Origin of the sequence: Kribbella sandramycini (genome assembly GCF_013131805.1) — a bacterium.
In the GTDB taxonomy this organism is placed as follows: Bacteria; Actinomycetota; Actinomycetes; order Propionibacteriales; family Kribbellaceae; genus Kribbella; species Kribbella sandramycini.
Window position 1 is genome coordinate 386,293 of sequence record NZ_JABJRC010000001.1, and the last position, 20,198, is coordinate 406,490.

At 69.0% G+C, this 20,198-nt stretch carries 15 protein-coding genes; 7 read left to right on the forward strand and 8 right to left on the reverse strand.

The features are described from left to right. Window positions 1–155: 155 nt before the first annotated feature. The 5 genes from pulA to HPO96_RS01690 all read left to right on the forward strand — a co-directional run bounded on the left by pulA (window position 156) and on the right by HPO96_RS01690 (window position 10,619). The gene (gene pulA, locus HPO96_RS01670) at window positions 156–5,783 is read left to right on the forward strand and encodes a pullulanase-type alpha-1,6-glucosidase (protein ID WP_171670377.1); all 5,628 of its coding nucleotides are present in this window, start codon (window positions 156–158) and stop codon (window positions 5,781–5,783) included. A gap of 33 nt (window positions 5,784–5,816) precedes the next feature. Next, complete coding sequence (locus HPO96_RS01675; protein WP_337796467.1) at window positions 5,817–7,178, forward strand: serine hydrolase domain-containing protein; 1,362 nt, start codon at window positions 5,817–5,819, stop codon at window positions 7,176–7,178. Between the two features lie 143 nt (window positions 7,179–7,321). Then, window positions 7,322–8,023 (forward strand): hypothetical protein, encoded by a 702-nt coding sequence (locus HPO96_RS01680; protein WP_171670381.1) that lies wholly within the window; start codon window positions 7,322–7,324, stop codon window positions 8,021–8,023. A gap of 61 nt (window positions 8,024–8,084) precedes the next feature. Further along, window positions 8,085–9,260, forward strand: coding sequence for an ArgE/DapE family deacylase (locus HPO96_RS01685; protein WP_171670383.1), 1,176 nt, complete (start codon window positions 8,085–8,087; stop codon window positions 9,258–9,260). A gap of 30 nt (window positions 9,261–9,290) precedes the next feature. Beyond that, the gene (locus HPO96_RS01690) at window positions 9,291–10,619 is read left to right on the forward strand and encodes a PEP-utilizing enzyme (RefSeq protein WP_171670384.1); all 1,329 of its coding nucleotides are present in this window, start codon (window positions 9,291–9,293) and stop codon (window positions 10,617–10,619) included. Here HPO96_RS01690 and HPO96_RS01695 read toward each other — a convergent pair. Further along, a complete protein-coding gene (locus HPO96_RS01695; RefSeq protein WP_171670386.1) occupies window positions 10,616–11,326 on the reverse strand; it encodes a TetR/AcrR family transcriptional regulator in 711 nt (236 codons plus the stop codon). The two genes, HPO96_RS01690 and HPO96_RS01695, sit on opposite strands and share 4 nt — an antisense overlap. A gap of 94 nt (window positions 11,327–11,420) precedes the next feature. Here HPO96_RS01695 and HPO96_RS01700 point away from each other — a divergent pair, with 94 nt between their 5' ends. Continuing rightward, a complete protein-coding gene (locus tag HPO96_RS01700) occupies window positions 11,421–12,848 on the forward strand; it encodes a DHA2 family efflux MFS transporter permease subunit (protein ID WP_171670388.1) in 1,428 nt (475 codons plus the stop codon). On the opposite strand, the gene HPO96_RS01705 is transcribed toward HPO96_RS01700, so the two are convergent. The 6 genes from HPO96_RS01705 to HPO96_RS01730 all read right to left on the reverse strand — a co-directional run bounded on the left by HPO96_RS01705 (window position 12,835) and on the right by HPO96_RS01730 (window position 18,070). Then, window positions 12,835–13,797: a glycine betaine ABC transporter substrate-binding protein gene (locus HPO96_RS01705; protein WP_171670389.1), complete on the reverse strand. Its 963-nt coding sequence runs from the start codon at window positions 13,795–13,797 to the stop codon at window positions 12,835–12,837. The two genes, HPO96_RS01700 and HPO96_RS01705, sit on opposite strands and share 14 nt — an antisense overlap. Continuing rightward, the gene (locus tag HPO96_RS01710; protein WP_238354673.1) at window positions 13,794–14,336 is read right to left on the reverse strand and encodes an ABC transporter permease; all 543 of its coding nucleotides are present in this window, start codon (window positions 14,334–14,336) and stop codon (window positions 13,794–13,796) included. Before HPO96_RS01710 ends, HPO96_RS01705 begins: the two co-directional genes overlap by 4 nt. A gap of 281 nt (window positions 14,337–14,617) precedes the next feature. Beyond that, the gene (locus HPO96_RS01715) at window positions 14,618–15,796 is read right to left on the reverse strand and encodes an ATP-binding cassette domain-containing protein (protein ID WP_171670391.1); all 1,179 of its coding nucleotides are present in this window, start codon (window positions 15,794–15,796) and stop codon (window positions 14,618–14,620) included. Beyond that, window positions 15,789–16,430, reverse strand: a complete 642-nt coding sequence (locus tag HPO96_RS01720; RefSeq protein WP_171670393.1) for an ABC transporter permease subunit — start codon at window positions 16,428–16,430, stop codon at window positions 15,789–15,791. The genes HPO96_RS01715 and HPO96_RS01720 overlap by 8 nt, the downstream gene beginning before the upstream one ends. Window positions 16,431–16,513: 83 nt before the next feature. Then, window positions 16,514–16,870 (reverse strand): iron-sulfur cluster insertion protein ErpA, encoded by a 357-nt coding sequence (gene erpA / locus HPO96_RS01725; RefSeq protein WP_171670395.1) that lies wholly within the window; start codon window positions 16,868–16,870, stop codon window positions 16,514–16,516. 105 nt (window positions 16,871–16,975) lie between these two features. Then, window positions 16,976–18,070, reverse strand: coding sequence for a glycerate kinase family protein (locus HPO96_RS01730; protein WP_171670397.1), 1,095 nt, complete (start codon window positions 18,068–18,070; stop codon window positions 16,976–16,978). A 63-nt stretch (window positions 18,071–18,133) separates the two neighbouring features. On the opposite strand from HPO96_RS01730, the gene nfi reads away from it, so the two are divergent. Then, window positions 18,134–18,796, forward strand: coding sequence for a deoxyribonuclease V (gene nfi / locus HPO96_RS01735; RefSeq protein ID WP_171670399.1), 663 nt, complete (start codon window positions 18,134–18,136; stop codon window positions 18,794–18,796). A gap of 75 nt (window positions 18,797–18,871) precedes the next feature. On the opposite strand, the gene nadA is transcribed toward nfi, so the two are convergent. Then, a complete protein-coding gene (nadA, locus tag HPO96_RS01740; protein WP_337796468.1) occupies window positions 18,872–20,053 on the reverse strand; it encodes a quinolinate synthase NadA in 1,182 nt (393 codons plus the stop codon). Window positions 20,054–20,198 lie beyond the last annotated feature (145 nt).

Genomic DNA, 20,198 nt, shown 5'->3' on the forward strand with positions numbered 1-20,198 from the left:
CCTCTGAACGGTAGGAATCCCCTCAGGAAATACCGGTCTATACCTCTTCGCAAACCTTTCGATCCACACTGTCGTTTCGTGATCTTCGAAGCCTTCCTTGCCCCTTGACAGCGGGCTAGCGTCCCCGGGGACCGGCACGGGAGGGGACGTTCGCAATGCGTGGTTTCAAGCGGTGGACAGCGGGTTTCGTCGCGGTGGCTGTGGCCGCCGTGGGGCTGCAGGCCCCGGCACAGGCGGAGGTGAGCGCGGAGCGGGTCGTCACGCTGGCCGGCTCGCTGCAGAGCGAGCTGGGGTGCCCGGGCGACTGGGATCCGGCCTGCCCGGCGAGCAGCCTCGGGAGCGCGGCGCCGTACTCCAAGGTGTTCAACGTGCCGGCCGGCACGTACGAGTACAAGGTCGCGGTCAACGGCAGCTGGGACGAGAACTACGGCGCCGGCGGCGTTCTGAACGGGCCGAACATCCCTCTGCGCATCGAGGGCCCGGCCAAGCTGGCTTTCAGCTACGACGACAAGACGCACGTCGTGTCGGTCAAGCCGGTGCAGCTGGCCGGTTCTGCGGTCACTCCGGCCGACAAGGCGCTCGCAGCACCGAGCCTGCGCCAGGACCTCACCAAAGAGCGCTTCTACTTCCTGATGGCGGACCGGTTCGCCAACGGCGACAAGAGCAACGACGCCGGCGGTCTGACCGGCGACCGGCTGCAGACCGGCCTGGACCCGACCGACAAGGGCTTCTACCACGGCGGTGACCTGGCCGGAGTCATCCAGAAGCTCGACTACATCAAATCCCTTGGTACGACGTCGCTGTGGCTGACTCCGTCGTTCAAGAACCGTCCGGTGCAGGGCTCCGGCGCTGACGTCAGCGCGGGCTACCACGGCTACTGGATCACCGACTTCACCCAGATCGACCCGCACCTGGGTACGAACGCGGACATGAAGCGGCTGATCGATCTGGCGCACCGCAAGGGGATGAAGGTCTTCTTCGACATCATCACCAACCACACCGCGGACGTGATCGCCTATCAGTCCGGCCAGTACGGCTACATCCCGAAGTCGACGTCGCCGTACCAGGATGCGGCCGGGAACGTGTTCGACGACAAGGCCTATGCGGGCGGGGACACCTTCCCGGCGCTGGACCGGGACACGTCGTTCCCGAACGTGCCGGTCTTCAAGACGCCGGCCGACGAGACGGTGAAGGTCCCGGCCTGGCTGAACGATCCCACGCTCTACCACAACCGCGGCGACTCCACCTTCGCCGGAGAATCGGCGGAGTACGGCGATTTCGTCGGGCTGGACGACCTGTTCACCGAGCAGCCGCGGGTGCGGGACGGCATGATCGACGTCTACAAGACCTGGGCCGAGCTCGGGATCGACGGCTTCCGGATCGACACCGTGAAGCATGTGAACCTGGAGTTCTGGCAGAAGTTCTCGCCCGCGATCCTGGCCGCCGCGAAGGCGGCCGGGTCGAAGCAGTTCTTCATGTTCGGCGAGGTCTTCGACGCCGATCCGAAGTTCATGTCGACCTACACCACCAGCGGTGCGCTGCAGGCGACGCTCGACTTCGGTTTCCAGCAGAACGCGGTGACGTTCGCCAAGGGCGGCGCCAGCGCCGAGCTGCGCGACTTCTACGCGAACGACGACTACTACACCGATGCCGACTCCAACGCCTACCAACTGCCCACGTTCCTCGGCAACCACGACATGGGCCGCGTCGGCACGTTCCTGAAGCAGGGCGGCGCGAACGGCCCGGAGCTGCTGGCCCGGGACAAGCTGGCGCACTCGCTGATGTACCTGACCCGCGGCCAGCCCGTCGTGTACTACGGCGACGAACAGGGTTTCACCGGCCCGGGCGGTGACAAGGACGCCCGGCAGGACATGTTCGCCACCAAGACCGCGGACTACGTCGACGACGAGGTGATCGACGGCACCGGTACGACGACGATCGGCAGCAAGGACCGCTTCGACGTCAACGCCCCGATGTACAAGCACATCGCGGGCCTGGCCAAGCTGCGGTCGCAGTACCCGGCGCTGTCCGACGGACGCCAGGTGCACCGCTACTCGTCGAACTCCGGTGGTCTGTACGCCTTCAGCCGGCTGGGCGCCGACAACACCGAGTACGTCGTCGTGGCCAACAACTCGACCACGGCCAAGTCCGCGACCATTCCGACGTACGGGCCGAACACGTGGCTGCGGCCGGTCTACGGCGGTACCAAGTTGGTACGGACCGACCGAGAGGGACGGGTGCTGCTGAGCCAGGCACCTCTGTCGGTCACCGTCTACCAAGCGCTGAGCAAGGTGCCGACGCCCTCCAAGGCACCTGCTGTTTACATGAACGCACCTGAGGTGGGCGGTCGCGCTGAGATCAGTGCGGCTGTTCCGGCGAACACACCGGTCACGGTGACGTTCGGCTACCGCCCGGTGGGTACGACGGACTGGAAGCGGCTCGGCTCCGACGACAACGCGCCGTACCGGGTATTCCAGGACGTCAGCGGCGTGCCGAAGGGGACGCTGCTCGAGTACCGCGCTGTACTGCGCGACTCGGCGGGCCACTACTCAGTGTCCGGCTCGTACGGCGTGGTCGGTGACGCACCGAAGCCAGGTGGCGGTGGTGAGACCGGACCGGTCGTCCAGCCGGCCAACGTGAGTGTGCCCGGTGACCACAACAGTGAGATGGGCTGCCCGGCGGACTGGTCGCCCGACTGCGACCAGGCGCAGCTGGCCCTCGATCCGAAGGACAAGGTCTGGAAACGCACCTACACGATCCCGGCGGGTGAGCACGCGTACAAGGCGGCACTGAACAAGAACTGGGACGTGAACTACGGGGCCGGCGGCAACCAGAACGGCGCCAACATCTCCTACACCGCGCCGAACGGCCCGATCACGTTCTACTACGAGCACGGCCGGCACTACGCGACGTCCAGCGCCGAAGGGCCGATCATCACCGTGCCGGGCTCGTTCCAGTCCGAGCTGGGCTGCCCGGGCGACTGGGATCCGTCCTGCATGCGCCCCTGGCTGACGGACGCCGACGGGGACGGCACGTACACCTGGTCGACGAGTGAGATCGGAGCAGGCGCCTATGAGGCCAAGGTCGCGCACAACCTGTCCTGGGACGAGAGCTACCCGGCGAACAACGTGCCGGTCACAGTCCCGGCAGACGGGCTGGTCGTCACGTTCTCGTACGCCATCGCGACCCACACGCTCACTGTGACGACGTCCAAGCCCGGTGCGCAGCCGGACCTCAGTCAGGCCAAGGCCTACTGGCTCGACCGGCACACGCTCGCCGTACCGGCGGTGCCGAACCCCGAGCGGTCGCGGTGGCGGCTGCACTGGTCCACGACCGGCAGTCTGAAGATCGACGCCGATGACATCGGCGGGACGTCGGCCGGCCTGAGCTACGACGCACGTGTGGTGAAGCCGGGCTATACGACGCTCAAACTCGACCACGCGGACGTGCGCCGCATCCTGACCGGCCAGCTCGGACTGGCCCAGTACGACGATGCAGGTCGACTGCTGGATGCCACCGGCGTACAGATCCCCGGGGTGCTCGACGACGTCTACAAGAGCGCGACCAACCGCAGCTATGGAGTGACCTGGAGCGGCGGTACGCCCACCTTCACGCTGTGGGCGCCAACGGCTCAGAACGTGACCCTGCTCGTCGGGTCGCAGCGGCTGCCGATGCGCGCCAACGAGGACGGCTCGTGGAGCCTTAAGGGCAGCCGGTCCTGGAAGAACGCTTCGTACCGGTACGAGGTGACGGTCTACGCACCCACGACCGGCAAGGTCGAGCAGAACGTCGTCACCGACCCGTACTCGGCCGCACTGACGACCGACTCGACGCACTCGGTCGCCGTCGACCTGAACGACCCAGCCGGCAAGCCCGCCCTGTGGGCGAACACGCCGGCGCCCAAACTAGCCCGATCGGTCGACTCGACCATCTACGAGCTCCATGTCCGGGACTTCTCGATCAGCGACCCGACAGTGCCCGCTGCGCACCGAGGGACCTATCTGGCCTTCGCTGACCAGGGCAACGGCACGAAGCACCTCAAGAAGCTCGCAGCGGCCGGGCTGAACACGGTCCACCTGCTGCCGACGTTCGACATCGCCTCCATCCCGGAGACCGGCCAGCAGACGCCTGCGTGTGATCTGAAGGCACTGCCGGCGGACTCCGAGCAGCAGCAAGCCTGCGTGACCGCAGTCGCCGGAAAGGACGGTTTCAACTGGGGCTACGACCCCTTCCACTGGCTGGCGCCGGAAGGCTCGTACGCGACGCAGAAGGACGGTCTGGCCCGCGTCGCCGAGTTCCGCACGATGGTCGGCGGACTGCACAGCTCCGGGCTGCGCGTTGTCCTCGACCAGGTCTTCAACCACACACCGGCCGCCGGGCAGGCTCCGACGTCCGTGATGGACAAGGTGGTGCCCGGGTACTACCAGCGGCTCAACGCGACCGGCAAGGTCGAGACCTCGACCTGCTGCAGCAACATCGCCACCGAGCACGCGATGGCCGAGAAGATCATGATCGACGGAACGGTCAGCTGGGCGCGCAACTACCGCGTCGACGGGTTCCGCTTCGATCTGATGGGTCACCACACCAAATCGAACATGCTGAAGGTGCGGTCCGCGCTGGACAAGCTGACCCTCGCCAAGGACGGCGTCGACGGCAAGCGGGTCTACCTGTACGGCGAGGGCTGGAACTTCGGTGAGGTCGCCGACGATGCCCTCTTCGTCCAAGCCCGGCAGGGCAACCTGGGCGGTACTGGGATCGGTACGTTCTCGGACCGGCTGCGGGACGCCGTCCGCGGCGGCGGGCCGTTCGACGACAACCCGCGCGTCCAGGGCTTCGGCTCCGGTGCGGCGAGTGACCCGAACGGCGATCCGATCAACGGCTCCGCGGCTGACCGTGCGAAGCGGTTGGCGCATGACACCGATCTGGTCCAGCTCGGCCTGGCGGCGAACCTGCGGTCGTTCACGTTCCGCTCTGCGGAGACCGGAGCGACCGTCCGCGGGGACGCTGTCGACTACAACGGCTCCCCTGCCGGCTATGCCGACCAGCCCGATGAGGTGGTCACGTACGTCGACGCCCACGACAACGAGACGCTCTGGGACAGCCTGACCTACAAGCTGCCCACGGACCTCCCGATGCCGGACCGGATCCGAATGAACACGCTGTCGCTCGCTACCACCGCACTGGCCCAGACACCGTCGTTCTGGCACGCGGGCGCGGACATGCTGCGCAGCAAGTCCCTGGACCGGAACAGCTACGACTCCGGTGACTGGTTCAACACTCTGGACTGGACGGGCGCCGACAACGGCTTCGGGCACGGACTGCCGCCGAAACCGGACAACGAGGCCAAGTGGGACTACATCCGGCCGCTGCTCGGCAATCCGGCGCTGAAGCCGACTGCGACCGAAGTACAGACCGCCTCGGCCGCTGCGGCTGATCTGCTCAAGCTCCGGTTCTCGACCCCGCTCTTCCGGCTCGGCTCGGCCGACCTGATCAAGGCGAAGCTGAGCTTCCCGTTGAGCGGTACGACGCCCGGGGTCGTGACGATGCGGATCGACGACACGGTCGGCCCGGACGCCGACCCGAAGCTGAAGGGCGTGCTGGTCGTCTTCAACACGACCGGGTCGGCCGTCACCCAGACCGTGCCCGGGCTGGCCGGCAAGTCGCTCAGCCTTTCGCCGATCCAGGCCAACGGCTCGGATCCGGTCGTGAAGCAGACGACCTGGGACCCGTCGGCCGGTTCGGTCCAGGTGCCCGCGCGATCGGTCGTCGTCCTGCAGCACTGAAATCTGTCGGCGGTTGGGGATAGCGTGCTGGTCGTGACCCTTCCGCGGAGTGCGCCAGAAGACCAAGGGCTGTCGAGTGCGGCGATCGATGCGTTCGTCGCCGCGCTCGACGCGTCCGGCCAGGAGATCCAGACCGTGATGCTGCTGCGGCACGGTCACGTCGTGCTCGAGCGGGAGTGGGCACCGTACCGGCTGGCCGATCCGCACCTGCTCTTCTCGGTCTCGAAGAGTTTCACCGCGACGGCGGTCGGGCTGGCCGTCGAGGCCGGTCTGCTGGCGGTCGACGACAAGGTCGTGTCCTTCTTCGGGCCGGCCGAGCTGCCCGAGACGATCAGCGCGAACCTGGCCGCGATGACGGTCGAGCATCTGCTGACGATGACGACCGGCCACGACGAAGACACGGTCGGCCGGCTCACCCACGACCGGCGGATGGTGAAGGTCTTCCTCGGGCTGGAGGTCGAGCGCGAGCCCGGCTCCTGGTTCGTCTACAACAGCGGCGCGTCGTACCTGCTGTCCGCGATCATTCAGCGGCTGACCGGCGAGACCCTGCTCGACTACCTGAAGCCGCGGCTGTTCGAGCCGCTGGGGATCACCGGCGCGACGTGGGGCGCCTCCTCGGAGGGCATCAGCTTCGGCGGTTGGGGGCTCAGCCTCGATACCGAGTCGATGGCCAAGTTCGGTCAGCTGGTGCTGCAGCGCGGGCTGTGGAACGGTGAGCAGCTGGTGCCGGCCGAGTGGTTCGAGGCGGCCACCGCGAAACAGGTCGACAACTCCCACTCCGACAATCCGGATTGGCAGCAGGGCTACGGCTACCAGTTCTGGCGCGGCCGCAACAACACCTACCGGGCCGACGGCGCCTTCGGCCAGTTCGTCGTCGCCTTCCCCGACCACGACGCCGTCCTGATCACGACCGGCGCCACCGAGGACATGCAGGCCGTGCTCGACACCGCCTGGGCCAACCTGCTGCCGGCGCTCGAAGGCAAGGAGGTCGCGCCCGTTCCACACCCCGAGCTGCTGGAGCTGGCGCCGCCGTCCGGCCCGGCTCCGCAAGCCGGCGACGGGCAGACCTACACCTTCACGCCCAACCCGGGTTTCCTCCGGTCGGTCCGCTGGGATGCTGACGGCGCCGCCGTCCTGACCTTCCTGGTGACCGAGCTCAGCGAGCCCGAGACGACGGCCTTCACCTGCGCGCCCGGCGCTTGGCTCCACGCCGAGGGCGAGCCGGTCGTCACCAGCGCGTACGGCGACGGCGACGCGTTCGTGGCCACCGTGCGCTGGCTCGACACGCCGTTCAGCGGCCAGTTCAGGTGCCGCGTCGACAACGGCCGGATGACGGTCGACGGCAAGCTCAACGTGTCGTTCGGGCCGACGGAGTTCAGCATCGCGTCGGAGTGAGCGCCCTGGGCAACGGGTGCTGACCTGTTCGGGCACGGCCGTCCAGCCGATCACGCAGCATCGGCCGGATCCGCCGCGGGAGTGGGCGGCGGCTGTCTAGCGTGCTGGGCAGCCACCGACTTCACACCCGAAGGGGAATCCTCATGCGCTCCACCCTGTCGTTGCTTGCAGCAACCGGTTTGCTGGCGAGCGGGCTGGTCGCCGCCGCTCCGGCGGCCCAGGCGGCCCCGGCCGCGCTGCCGACCTGCTACCCGGCGATGCCGGCCAAGCTCGTGATGAACAACCGCCAGACCCACTACACCGTCACCTACGGCCAGGGCTGCCCGGCAACGCTGTACAACGCCGACTGGAAAGGCACCCAGCCCGGCGACCCGGTGAACATCCACGTCGAGTTCCTGGACGGCGCGAAACAGGCGAAGTTCACGCTGTACTCGGAGATCTCGCCGGTCGGCGTGGTCAACTTCAAGGGTGAGGGTGACGACGGCTCCGGCGAGGACGCCCAGGGCAACCCGGTCGCCACCCTCGGCGCGTTCAACCGGATGAACAAGTACGCGTCGGCCGTCGACCTCGTGGTGACCAAGTCGCGCGGCGTCACCACCGCCACCCTGACCGCCGGCAACTACCGCCCGGCGATCAACAAATTCGTCCGCTGGGCCGGTAAGCCGGTCGTCCTGCAGTACAAGCAAGCCGGCACCAGCCAGTGGAAGCAGCTCGCCAAGCTGACGACCAACGCCAAGGGCCAGGTCAGCTACAAATGGGCCCCGAAGACCACCATCCACTACCGCGCCTACAGCGCCGGGAACAGCGTCGTCTGGGACGACTACTCCCCCGTCGTCAGCCGCTGACAAATCAGCCAACAGCCGGGCTCGCCGGACCGGAGTCGCGGCTGTTGCTTAGGCTTGCCTTATGGTCACCGCCCAGGAACAAGCAGTTTTGGACCGGATCGACGAGGAGTTCCTCGTCGAGGTCTGTACGGCGCTGGTCCGGGCGACCGGGCAGAACCCGCCCGGCGAGGAGGCTGCGACGGTCGCCGTGCTGGCGGCCGTGGGCGCGGAGCTCGGGCTCGAGGTGACGACCGCGCCGGTCGAGCCCGGGCGGGACAACATCAGCCTGACCGTTCCCGGCGGGGACGGTCCGGGCCTGCTGCTCCTCGGGCACACCGACGTCGTACCGGTCGGCGAGGGCTGGACGAAAGACCCGTACGGCGCCGAGATCGCCGACGGCCGGATCTACGGGCGCGGCTCGTCCGACATGAAGGGCGGTCTGGCCGCCGCGGTGGCTGCGCTCGCAGCGCTTCGCGGGGCCGGGCTGTCCGGCCCGGTCGAGCTCGCCGCGGTCATCGACGAGGAAGAGACCGGCAAAGGCATCCAGGCGTTCCTCGCCGCCAACGAGCGCCGGTACGCCGCCTGCATCACCGCCGAGCCGACCGACCTGCAGACGATCATCGCGGCCCGCGGCGACTCCTACCTGCGCGTCGCCGTCCACGGTCGCGCCGTGCACGCGGGGAATGCGAAGGACGGCGCCAACGCCATCTACGGCGCGGCCGCGATCATCGCCGAGATCGAGCGGCTGCACGCCGAACTCGCGACCGCCGAGCACCCGCTGCTCGGCCCGGCCACCTGGAGCGTCGGCCAGATCAACGGCGGCATCGGGGGCTCGATCGTCCCGGCCGAGTGCGTGCTGATCGCGGACCGCAGGCTGCTGCCCGGTGAGTCGCCTGCAGCGGTCCTCGACGACCTGCGGGCGCGGGTGGCCGCGCTGCGGCTGGAGGATCGCGGGCTCACGGTCGATCTGGACATGCCGATGGAGATGCCGCCGTTCGAGACGCCGGCCGACGCGGAGCTGGTGCGCGTCACCGAGGCCGCCCGCCGCGAGGCCGGTGGGCCGGAGTTACCACTGGCTGGTTGGGGCGCGGCATGCGACGGTGGGTACGTCGCACGTGACCTCGGCCTGCCGGTCGTCGTCCTGGGCCCCGGCTCGGTGCTGAATCAGGCGCATCGCGCCGACGAGTCGGTCCCGATCGCCGAGCTGGTGACCGCTGCCCGTACCTACGTTCTCGCGGCCATCCGGCTGCTGACCTGATCCGAACACTCTGCTGGAAGGGGCGTGCTGATGAGTGCATGGGTGGAGTTGGAGCAGTTCGACACGGACGGCTTCTGCGTGACGGCGACGGGTGGTCTCCCGGCTGAGATCGCCGCGGAGCTGCGGACGGCGTACGCGCGGCTGGGCGCCGACGTACCGGTCGCGGTCCGGTCATCGTCCGGGGAGATCTCGCTGGACGTCGTCGGCGCGGACGCGGTGGTGGACGCCGTCCGGCGGTATTGCGCTGGTGAACAGCGGACGGTCGCGGTCCAGCGGATGAACGGCCCGACGGCTCACGTCGACTTCCGGCTCAGCCTCGCGCGAGGCGTGCCGGAGCCGACGACTCCGATGGGCCTCGACGGCCTGCGGCTGATCGGGACGTCGCTGTCCGAGCTCATCGACGGCCGGCGCTCCCGCTTCCGTGCGCTGTCGGTCGCCGTCGCGCCATCCTCGGCACACCGTCGCGTACGCCGAGCCTCAGCTCGCGTCACCACCTTGCTCGGCGCGGCGACCCGCTCGACGGCCGCCCGGCTGGACTTCGTCGAGCGTCTGCTGCGCACCGAGGCGACCGCATTGCTGCACCGGCTGCCGGCCGCGTCGGCGGCCGGGGTCGCGCTGACCGATCTCGCCCGGAAAGCACTCGGCAAGACCGCTCATCACAGCGATCTGCAGACCGTTTTGCGCGGACACGACCTGACGGCCGAGCTCGATCTGGAGCTGTGGGCGCTGGCCGAGCGAGTGCGGACCGACGAGGAGTCGGTGCGTGCACTCGACGACTCCCCCGAGACGGTCGCGGCCCGGTATCGCGTCGGCGCGCTGCCCGCGGTCCTGCAGGACGGGCTGGTCGAGTTCTTCGGTCAGCACGGTCATCGCGGCGTGACGGAACTCGATCTCGGGACGCCGCGCTGGTCCGAGGATCCGGCTCCGATCGTCGCCGTCCTGGCCGATCACCTGCGGGCCACCGACGCCCCTGAGGGGCTTGCCGCCCGGGCCGAGGCGGCCGAGCGGAAGATCGCCGAGCTGGCGGCCCGGGTCGGCCTGGTTCGCGGCCGGATCGCCCGGTTCGCGCTCGGCCGGGCGCGGAAGCTGGCCGCCTTGCGGGAGACGCCGAAGTACTTGCTGGTCCGGATCCTCGCGGCGGCCCGACGTGAGCTGCGGATGGTCGGCGCGGAGCTGGTCGCGGCCGATCGGCTCGACGCGCCGACCGATGTGTTCTTCCTCGATCTGCGCGACGTCCGTTCGCAGGGCGACCTGCGGACGATCGTGGCCGAACGCCGCGCGACGTACGAGCTGGAGCTGCGGCGCCGGGTGCCGTGGCCGATTCAGCCCGACGAGCTGACTGTCGAGCAGGCGAGCTAGGGCTTTTCGGCCAGTGACGCCAGGCCGGCGGTGATGACCGAGATGCCGAACTCGAAGCGCTCGTCACCGCCGGAGCCTGAGGTCAGGGCGCCGGCCAGGGCGAGGGTGAGCGGGAAGCGGTCGGCCGGCAGGCCCTCGAAGTAGCTGCGCATCCGGCCGACGTACCCCTCGAGATCCGCCGGCGTCCAGGCCGAGGCGCTCTGCACGGTCTCCTCGAAGGAGACCGCGGTGACGTAGAGCGGGATCAGGTCGACGGCCCAGGCGGCCGCTTGATCGGGCAGGTTGCCGGCCTTCAGGATCGCGAGGAACTTCTCGGTGCTGAGCAGCGCCTGCTCGCCGAGCGGGACCTGACCGATCGCGGCCCGCGCGACGCCCGGATTGGCCCGCATCACTCGCAGCATCTCGCGCATGCAGTCCTTGAGCTGCTCCTGCCAGCGCTCCGGGTCCGGCTCGGCCGGAAACTCCATCTGCTCGGCGGCCCGGTTCACGAGCAGCTGGTCCAGCTCGCTCTTGTTCGCCACGTGCGCGTACAGCGAGGCCTGGCCGGTGCCGAGCTCCTGGGCGACCTTGCGCATCGAGACCGCGTCGTAGCCGTGGTCGACGAGCAGCCGCATCGCGGCGTCCACGATCCGCTCCCGGGTCAGCGGCGCCTTGGCCGGGCGCGGGGGTTTCGGCGGGCTGATCGGCTGCCACGGCGACTGGGTCATGGGGTCACTCTAGCGAACGCCGTTCTTGACAGGAACGGTGTTCGAGCGTAGAACGGTGTTCGTTAACGAACGCCGTTCGAAATAGGAGCCATCGATGAGCACCACACGCACTCCGCCCGCGCCGGCCGGTACGGCGTACCGGTGGCGCTGGATCGTGCTGGCCACGGTCCTGGTCGCCGAGATCATGGACCTGGTCGACGCGACCATCGTCAACATCGCCGCGCCGTCGATCCGGGCCGAGCTGGGCGGCTCGGAGTCCGCGATGCAGTGGATGCTCGCCGGTTACACGCTCGCCTTCGCGATCGGGCTGGTCACCTTCGGCCGGCTCGGCGACCTGGCCGGACGCCGCCGGCTGTTCCTGATCGGCGCGGCCGGCTTCACGCTCGCCTCCGCGCTCTGCGGGCTGGCCACCTCCCCCGAACTGCTGATCGGCAGCCGGATCGCGCAGGGCCTGCTGGGCGCGGTGATGATCCCGCAGGGGTTCGCCATCCTGAAGTCGGTCTTCCCGCCCGCCGAGATCGGCAAGGCGTTCGCGCTGTTCGGGCCGGTGATGGGGCTGTCCGCGGTGGCCGGCCCGATCGTGGCCGGCATCCTGATCGACGCGAACTGGTTCGGCCAGGGCTGGCGGTCAATCTTCTTCATCAACATCCCGATCGGCCTGCTCGCGCTGTTCGGCGCGCTCCGGTTCATGCCTGAGCTCAAGACGCCGGGCGCGCGATCGCTCGACGCGCTCGGCGTCATTCTGGTCAGCCTGGCGTCCGGGCTGTTGATCTACCCGCTCGTCCAGGGTCGTGAGCTGGACTGGCCGGCCTGGTCGATCGTGATGCTGATCTCGTCGCTCGCAGTCTTCGCGCTGTTCGGCCGGCGCGAGCGCCGCTCGGGTAACCCGGTCATCGATCCGTCGCTGTTCCGCAACCGCGGGTTCGTCGCCGGGCTCGGCGTGATCAGCACGTTCTTCCTGGCGATGTCCGGTTTCATGCTGGTCTTCAACCTGTTCACCCAGCTCGGCCTGCACTACAGCCCGCTGAAGGCCGGCGTCGCGATGGTGCCGTTCTCGCTCGGGATCGCGATCGGCGCGCCGCTGTCCGGCGGGCTGCTCGCGCCCAGGCTCGGCCGGGGCGCGCTGCAGCTGGGCGTCGTGGTGATGACGCTGGGGATGCTCGGCGTCTGGTTCACCCTGCACACGTACGGCGATGCCACCACGGTCTGGAATCTGGTGCCGGCCACGCTGATCACCGGGATCGGCTCGGGGATGGTGTTCGCGCCGCTGTTCGACATCATCCTGGCGTCGATCAGCGACGAGGCGGCCGGCTCGGCGTCCGGCGTCCTGACCGCGATGCAGCAGTACGGCGGCGCCGTCGGAGTCGCCGTCCTCGGGACGATTTTTTTCCAGCTGCTGCCCGGGCACGCGTTCCTGGGCGCGACCAAGACGACCGTCCTGGTCGCGACCGGGTTGTTCCTGGTGAGTTTCGCGGTCACCTGGTTGCTGCCGAAGCGGGCCCGCGAAACTAGTCCCGCGTGACGAAACCTTCCTTGACCAGCCAGTCCATGGCGACGTCGGCAGGCTCGCGGCCGTCGACGTCGACCTGGGCGTTCAGCTCGATCAGCACCTCGTCGGTCAGCTTGTCCGAGACCGGCTCGAACAGCTTCGGCAGCTGCGGGTACTGGTCGAGGACCTTCTTCGCGACCACCGGCGCGACGTTGTAGGCCGGGAAGTACGCCTTGTCGTCCTCGAGAACGACCAGGTCGAGGGCCTTGATCCGGCCGTCGGTGGTGAAGATCTCGCCGAGCAGGCAGTCGCCCTTGCTGGTCGCGACGTAGACCGCGCCGGTGTCGAGGGTGCGGACGTCGTCGCGCCGGACGCCGGAGCCCAGCGGGACGCCGTAGTGCTTCAGCATCGGCTCGAACCCGTCGTTCCGGTTCGCGAACTCGGACTCGACGCAGAACGTGCGCTCCTTGGCCGGCAGGCTCGCCACCTGGGACAGCTTGGTGAGCTTCAGCCGCTCGGACTCCTTGCGGGTGACGGCGAAACCGTAGCTGTTGTTCATCGGGGCGGGTTTGAGCCAGATCAGGTCGTACTTCTCGCGGTCCTCGGTGCGGACGGCGTCGTACTGCTTCTGCTTGTCGGGGATGCCGGTCTCGTGGCCGAGGTAGGAGATCCACGCGGTGCCGGTGTACTCCCAGGAGAACTGGATCTGGTCCTGCAGCATCGCCTGCCGGGAGGTGTCGCTCCCCGGCATGTTCGTCAGGTCCTTGACCTCGGCGCCGGCCGACTGGAGCAGGATCGCGGCGATCTTGCCGAGGATGAGCTGCTCCTGGAAGCTCTTCGAGCCGATGCCGATCTTGAGGCCCTGGAGGTCGACCTGGCTGAGCTGCGCGTTGAGCGCGCCGGTCGGCACGAAACCGCCGCTGGTGCCCAGGCCGCAAGCCGAGAGCAGCAGGACGAGAGATGCCGCCAGCAGCCGCTTCATTCGAGCCCCCTCGGTCGGGTGACCTCTTCGAGTACTCGGCCCGCCCAGTCGATCAGCAGCGCCAGCGCCGCGACCAGGATCGCGCCGCTGATCAGGACCGGATACCGGAGCAGCCTGATGCCGGTGGTGATCAGGCTGCCGAGCCCACCGGCGTCGATGAACGTCGCGAGCGTCGCCGTCCCAACGACGAGGACGAGCGCCGTCCGGATGCCGGCCATGATCACCGGGACGGCCAGCGGCAACTCGATCCGCCCGAGGACGGCGCGGTTCGACATCCCCATCCCGCGACCGGCCTCGACCAGCGTCGGGTCGACGCTCTGCAGGCCGACGATCGTGTTTCGGAGTACCGGCAGGATCGCGTACAGGCAGAGCGCGAGGATCGCCGTCCAGAACCCGAACCCGAGCCAGATCGCCAGCAGGACCACCAGCCCGATCACCGGCGCCGCCTGCCCCGCATTGGCCACCGCCACCACCACCGGCGCCGCCCGCTTCACCCCCGGCCGCGTCAGCGCGATCCCCAACGGCACCGCAATCGCCAACACGATTACCGTAGCCACCACGGTCAACTGCAGATGCTGAACCGTCAGCCGCCCCAGCAACCCCCACTCAAGCTGCCGCTGCTCAATAGCATCCAACTCAGCGTTACTACGCCAAACCGCCCAAGCCCCAATCACCACCGCTACGAACAGAGGCTGCCCAAGCAACACACCCCAACTAGGACGCCGCCGCCGCGAGGTGGCCAACGCAGCCGCGGCCCCCTTCGCATCAGCCAGGTTCTTCCCACCCGCCGGCTGCGTATCCGGCCCGGGATCAAGCGCGGTCACGCCGGCGCTCCGGTGGGATCCTCGGTGTCGACCCGCGTGGCTTGTTCTTCGTGGTGTTCTTGGATGCGGGTGACGACGGCTTGGAAGTCGACTACGCCCAGGTACTCGTCGCGGCGGCCGGTGACGACGGCGCTGCCGTGGCTGGACATGAGCATGGTGTCGAGAGCGTCGTTGAGGGTGGCGCGGCGGTCGATGGTGACCAGGTCGGTGTCGTCGGGTGGGGCGGGGACCTTGTCGAGGCCGTCGAGGTCGGTGGTCCACATCCAGTCGACCGGACGGCGTTTGCCGTCGAGAATGACCACCGACGTGTCCCCCGCCGCCTTGGCCGCGCTCAGCACCGGCGAGGCGGCCGCGCCGACCTCGGCGACGGTCGGGCGGCTCAGCTCGATCTCGCTGACCCGGCTCAGCGTCAGCTGCTTGAGCGCCGCGCCCGCGCCGACGAAGTCCGCGACGAAGCGGTTCGCCGGGCTGGCCAGGATCGCCTCGGGTTTGTCGTACTGCGCGATCTGCGCGCCCTCGGTCAGGATCAGGATCCGGTCGCCGAGTTTGACCGCCTCGTCGAAGTCGTGGGTGACGCAGACGATCGTCTTCCGCAGCTCCTCCTGGATGCTGAGCAGCTCGTCCTGCAGCCGCTGCCGCGTGATCGGGTCGACCGCGCCGAACGGCTCGTCCATCAGGATCACCGGCGGATCCGCGGCCAGCCCGCGCGCGACCCCGACCCGCTGCTGCTGCCCGCCGGACAGCTCCCGCGGGTACCGGTCGCGATACCGCGCCGGGTCGAGCCCGACGAGTTCGAGCAGCTCGTCGACGCGCTCCGCCGTCCGCCGCCGGTCCCAGCCCAGCAGCCCGGGGACCAGCGCGATGTTCTGCGTCACGGTCATGTGCGGGAACAGGCTGCCGCCCTGGATCACGTACCCGATCCGGCGCCGCAGGTCGTCGTCGTTCTGCCGCCCGATGTCCTCGCCGCCGATCCGGATGCTCCCGGACGTCGGCTCGATCAGCCGGTTGATCATCTTCAGCGACGTGGTCTTACCGCAGCCCGACGGCCCGACGAACATCACGATCTCACCGGCCGGGATGTGCAGGCTGAGCCCCTCGACGGCCGGCTTCTTCTGGCCCGGATACCGCTTGACCACGTCGGTCAGCTCGATGTCGACGCCACTGATTTCAGACACGGATACCCCTCGAGGTGGTCAGGCGGCCGACGAGCAGCAGCAGAGCGTCCAGTACGAGCGCGAGCAGCACGACCCCGAGCGTGCCGACCAGCGCCGAGTTCAGCGCGTTCGCGCCGCCGATCTGGGTCAGACCGGTGAAGATGAAACTGCCCAGCCCGGGCCCGAGCACGTACGCCGCGATCGCGGCGATCCCCATCGACATCTGCGCCGAGACCCGCACCCCGGCCAGGATGACCGGCCAGGCCAGCGGGATCTCGATCCGCAGCAACGTCCGGATGGCGCCCATCCCCATCCCGCGGGCGGATTCGATCAGCGTCGCGTCGACGCCGGCCAGGCCGACGACGGCGTTCCGCAGGATCGGCAGCACCGCGTAGAAGGTGACCGCGACGACCGACGTCGCCGTCCCGATCCCGGCCAGCGGGATCAGCAGGCCGAGCAGCGCGAACGACGGGATGGTCAGACCGATCGCGCTCACCCCGCCGGCCAGCGCGGCAATCCGCGGGTTGCGGTGCACGACGACCGCCAGCCCGACGGCGATCACGGTCGCCAGCAGCACGCACTGGATGACCAGGCTCAGATGCTGATAGCTCTGATAGAGGAGCTGCGAGTGACGCTCGGTGATGTAGTCCCACACGAGCGGCTCCGTACCCAACAAGTGTTTTCTTCATGCGAAAGCCCCCGGACGCCGCAGGGGCGCCGGGGGCTTTCGGGGCCAGCTCAGTTGAACGAGTCGCCGCAGGCGCAGGAGCCGGTCGCGTTCGGGTTGTCGATCGTGAAGCCCTGCTTCTCGATCGTGTCCACGAAGTCGATCGACGCACCCTTGAGGTACGGCGCGCTCATCCGGTCCGTGACGACGCTCACACCGTCGAAGTCGGCCACCACGTCGCCGTCGAGCTGACGCTCGTCGAAGAACAGCTGGTACCGGAGACCGGAGCAGCCACCCGGCTGTACGGCGACCCGGAGCGCGAGGTCGTCGCGGCCTTCCTGGTCGAGCAGCGCCTTCACCTTGGCTGCGGCCCCGTCGGTGAGGAGCACACCACTGGCGACGGTCTGCTCGGTCTGCGCTTCAGTCATTCCTGACTCCAGTCATCTCGCAAAAGTCCTGTCAACACCGGCAACAGCGCCCGGTCCGTGAACATTCCCATGGTCGCACACCAATTTCGAGGATCAAGAATCCCGTCAGCGCGCCCAGGTCTTCGCGACCCGCTCCGCGACCGTCGCGAGCGAGCCGTGCGGGTCCGCGAACGCCTGCGCCTCGCCGACGGCGTCGACCAGCGAGTACGCCGATTCCACCCCCATCGTGCGCATTTCCCGCGCTCCGATCAGCACCTTGCCCGCGAGCACCACACAGGGCCGCATGGCGTCGTTGGCCACCTTGGCGACCCCGGCGATCACCTTGCCGTCACGGGACTGGAAGTCGAACGCGCCCTCGCCGCTGAGCACCAGATCGACCTGGGCCGCCTTCTCCTTCAGCCCGGTCAGCTCGGCGACCAGGTCGATCCCGGACACCCGCTCGGCGCCGAGCAGGAGCAGCGCATAACCGAGCCCGCCGGCCGCGCCCGCGCCCTTCTGATCGGCGGTCTTCCGCCCGGCCAGCTCGGCGAACTTGGTCAGCCAGCCGTCCACAGCAGGCTTCCGCTCGTCCGTGAGGCCTTTCTGCGTCCCGAACACGTTGGTCGCGCCGCGCAGCCCGAGCATCGGGTTCTCCACGTCGCTGGCGGCCACGAACTCGATCCCGGCCACCCGGGTCAGCGCCGGCTCCAGGTCGACCGCGGTCAGCTCGGCCAATCCGGCCGCGCCCGCTGCGAGGTCGCCGTCCACTGCCGTGGCGCCGAGCGCGGCCAGCAGACCGGCGCCGGCGTCGTTCGTCCCGGAGCCGCCGAGACCGAGGATGATCCGCTTCGCCCCGGCGTCCACCGCGGCGGCGATCAGCTGACCGACGCCGTACGTCGTCCCGTCCTCCGGACGGCGATCGGCCGGCTCGACCAGGTGCAGGCCGCAGGCCTGGGCGGTCTCGACGTACGCCGTCTCCCCCGCGACGAGCACCGTCGCCGGGGTGTCCGCGCCCAGCGGGCCGCGAACCGTCACCGAGAGCAACGTCCCGTCGACCACCGCGGACAGGACGTCGATGAAGCCCGGGCCGCCGTCGGCCATCGGCGCCACCAGCACCTCAGCCTCCGGATCCCGGCGCCGCCAGCCTTCCTCAATGGCCGCGGCCGCCTCCACCGCGCTCAACGTCCCGGCGAACTTGTCCGGCGCAATCAGCACTCGCATGCGGTCATCTTCCCCCACCGACCACTGGAGCCGCCTCCCGCCATCTCGGTCTACGGTCTACCGGTGCACTGGCCCACCACCGCCGCCGAGGCGATCGCCGTCCAGGAAGAGCTCCGCCACCAGGTCGACGCCACCGACCACGGTCCCGCGCCGCGGTTCGTGGCCGGGCTCGACGTCGCCTACGACGGCGATCGGCTGGCTGCCGCCGTCGTCGTCCTGGAGTGGGACGGCCTGAACGAGGTCGACCGCGCGGTGGTCCCTGGGCGGACGACGTTCCCGTACGTCCCCGGGCTGTTCGCCTTTCGGGAGGTCCCGGCGCTGCTGGCGGCTCTGGACCAGCTGACGACGCCGCCTGACCTGCTGGTCTGCGACGGCTTCGGCATCGCTCACCCCCGCCGCTTCGGCCTCGCCTCGCATCTGGGCGTGCTGACCGGCATTCCGGCGATCGGGGTGGCCAAGACGGCATTCGTCGGCACGCTTTTGGAGCCCGGCACAGCCCGCGGCTCCACCGCCGACCTCGTCCTCGACGGCGAGGTCGTCGGCGCCGCCGTCCGCACCCAGCACGGCGTGAAGCCGGTCTACGTGTCAGTCGGCCACCGCATCAGCCTGCCGACAGCAATAGCCCACGTCCTGCACCTGGCACCCCACTACCGGCTGCCCGAAACCACCCGAGCCGCCGACCACCTCTGCCGCCGCGCGCTCACCGCCGAACCGAAGAACGGGTAGTAGTCGAGCCGGCCGCCGCCGCTCAGGCGTGGCGAACCGCGCCGGCGCCCCACCTCTACCCGTTCGTATGCACCGCTAGTCGCGGGCGGTTTTGCCGGGGAGGGCGAGCATGCGGTCGAGGGCGAGTTTGGCGTAGTGCTCGGTGTCGGCGTCGACCTTGATCGGGTTGACGACGTGGCCGGCGACGAGGTTCTCCAGGGCCCAGACGAAGTGCGGGAGGTCGATCCGGTTCATCGTGGCGCAGTAGCAGACCGTCTTGTCGAGGAAGACGATGTTCTTGTCGGCGTGCTGCTTGGCCAGCCGCTGGACCAGGTTCAGCTCGGTGCCGACGGCCCACGACGTCCCCGGCTCGGCCGACTCCAGCTTCTTGATGATGTACTCCGTCGAGCCGACCAGATCCGCCTTCGTGACCACCTCGTGGCGGCACTCCGGGTGGACGATCACGTTCACCCCGGGGACGCGCGCGCGGACGTCGTCCACCGACTCGGGCGTGAACCGGCCGTGCACCGAGCAGTGCCCGCGCCACAGGATCATCTTCGCCGCGGCCAGCTGCTCCTTGGTCAGCCCGCCGCCCGGCTTGTGCGGGTCGTAGACGACGCATTCGTCCAGCGAGATGCCCATCTTCAGCACCGCGGTGTTCCGGCCGAGGTGCTGGTCGGGCAGGAAGAGCACCTTCTCGCCCTGCTCGAACGCCCACTCCAGCGCGACGTCGGCGTTACTCGACGTACAGACCGCGCCGCCGTTGCGGCCGCAGAACGCCTTGATGTCGGCGCTCGAGTTCATGTAGGTGACGGGCACGGTCACGTCGGCCACACCCGCGTCGGCCAGCGCCTCCCAGGCCGCCTCGACCTGCTGGATCCGCGCCATGTCGGCCATCGAGCAGCCGGCCGCCAGATCCGGCAGGATCACCGTCTGGTTCTCGTTGGTGAGGATGTCGGCCGACTCCGCCATGAAGTGCACACCGCAGAACACGATGTACGGCGCATCAGGCCGATTCGCCGCATCCCGGGCCAGCTTGAACGAGTCCCCGGTGACATCGGCGAACTGAATCACCTCGTCCCGCTGGTAATGGTGACCCAGCACGAACACCTGGTCACCCAACGCAGCCTTGGCCTTCAGCGCCCGCTCCACCAGATCAGGATCCGAAGCCGGCGGCAACGCCCCCGGACACTCCACCCCCCGCTCCGAATGCGGATCCGTGTTCTGCCCCAGGAACAACAACGGCAAAGACTTCTGCCCATCGGCGATAGTCGTCACATCAACCATCGTCACACACTCCCGCTCCCCCACACATGTCCAACACCACAAGCCCAGATCCTGGAAATCCCCGCCACCCGGCCCCCGTCGTACCACTCCCCCCCAGGTCCGCCCGCCCCGCGCCTCCCGTCCCAACTCGGCCACC

Excerpts from the sequence above, each read along its gene's own strand:
- HPO96_RS01705 (WP_171670389.1), bottom strand. The coding sequence starts at position 13,797 with ATGAAGCGGCTGCTGGCGGCATCTCTCGTCCTGCTGCTCTCGGCTTGC.
- HPO96_RS01680 (WP_171670381.1), top strand. The coding sequence starts at position 7,322 with ATGCGCTCCACCCTGTCGTTGCTTGCAGCAACCGGTTTGCTGGCGAGC.
- HPO96_RS01690 (WP_171670384.1), top strand. The coding sequence starts at position 9,291 with ATGAGTGCATGGGTGGAGTTGGAGCAGTTCGACACGGACGGCTTCTGC.
- erpA (WP_171670395.1), bottom strand. The coding sequence starts at position 16,870 with ATGACTGAAGCGCAGACCGAGCAGACCGTCGCCAGTGGTGTGCTCCTC.
- HPO96_RS01695 (WP_171670386.1), bottom strand. The coding sequence starts at position 11,326 with ATGACCCAGTCGCCGTGGCAGCCGATCAGCCCGCCGAAACCCCCGCGC.
- HPO96_RS01730 (WP_171670397.1), bottom strand. The coding sequence starts at position 18,070 with ATGCGAGTGCTGATTGCGCCGGACAAGTTCGCCGGGACGTTGAGCGCG.
- HPO96_RS01685 (WP_171670383.1), top strand. The coding sequence starts at position 8,085 with ATGGTCACCGCCCAGGAACAAGCAGTTTTGGACCGGATCGACGAGGAG.
- pulA (WP_171670377.1), top strand. The coding sequence starts at position 156 with ATGCGTGGTTTCAAGCGGTGGACAGCGGGTTTCGTCGCGGTGGCTGTG.
- HPO96_RS01700 (WP_171670388.1), top strand. The coding sequence starts at position 11,421 with ATGAGCACCACACGCACTCCGCCCGCGCCGGCCGGTACGGCGTACCGG.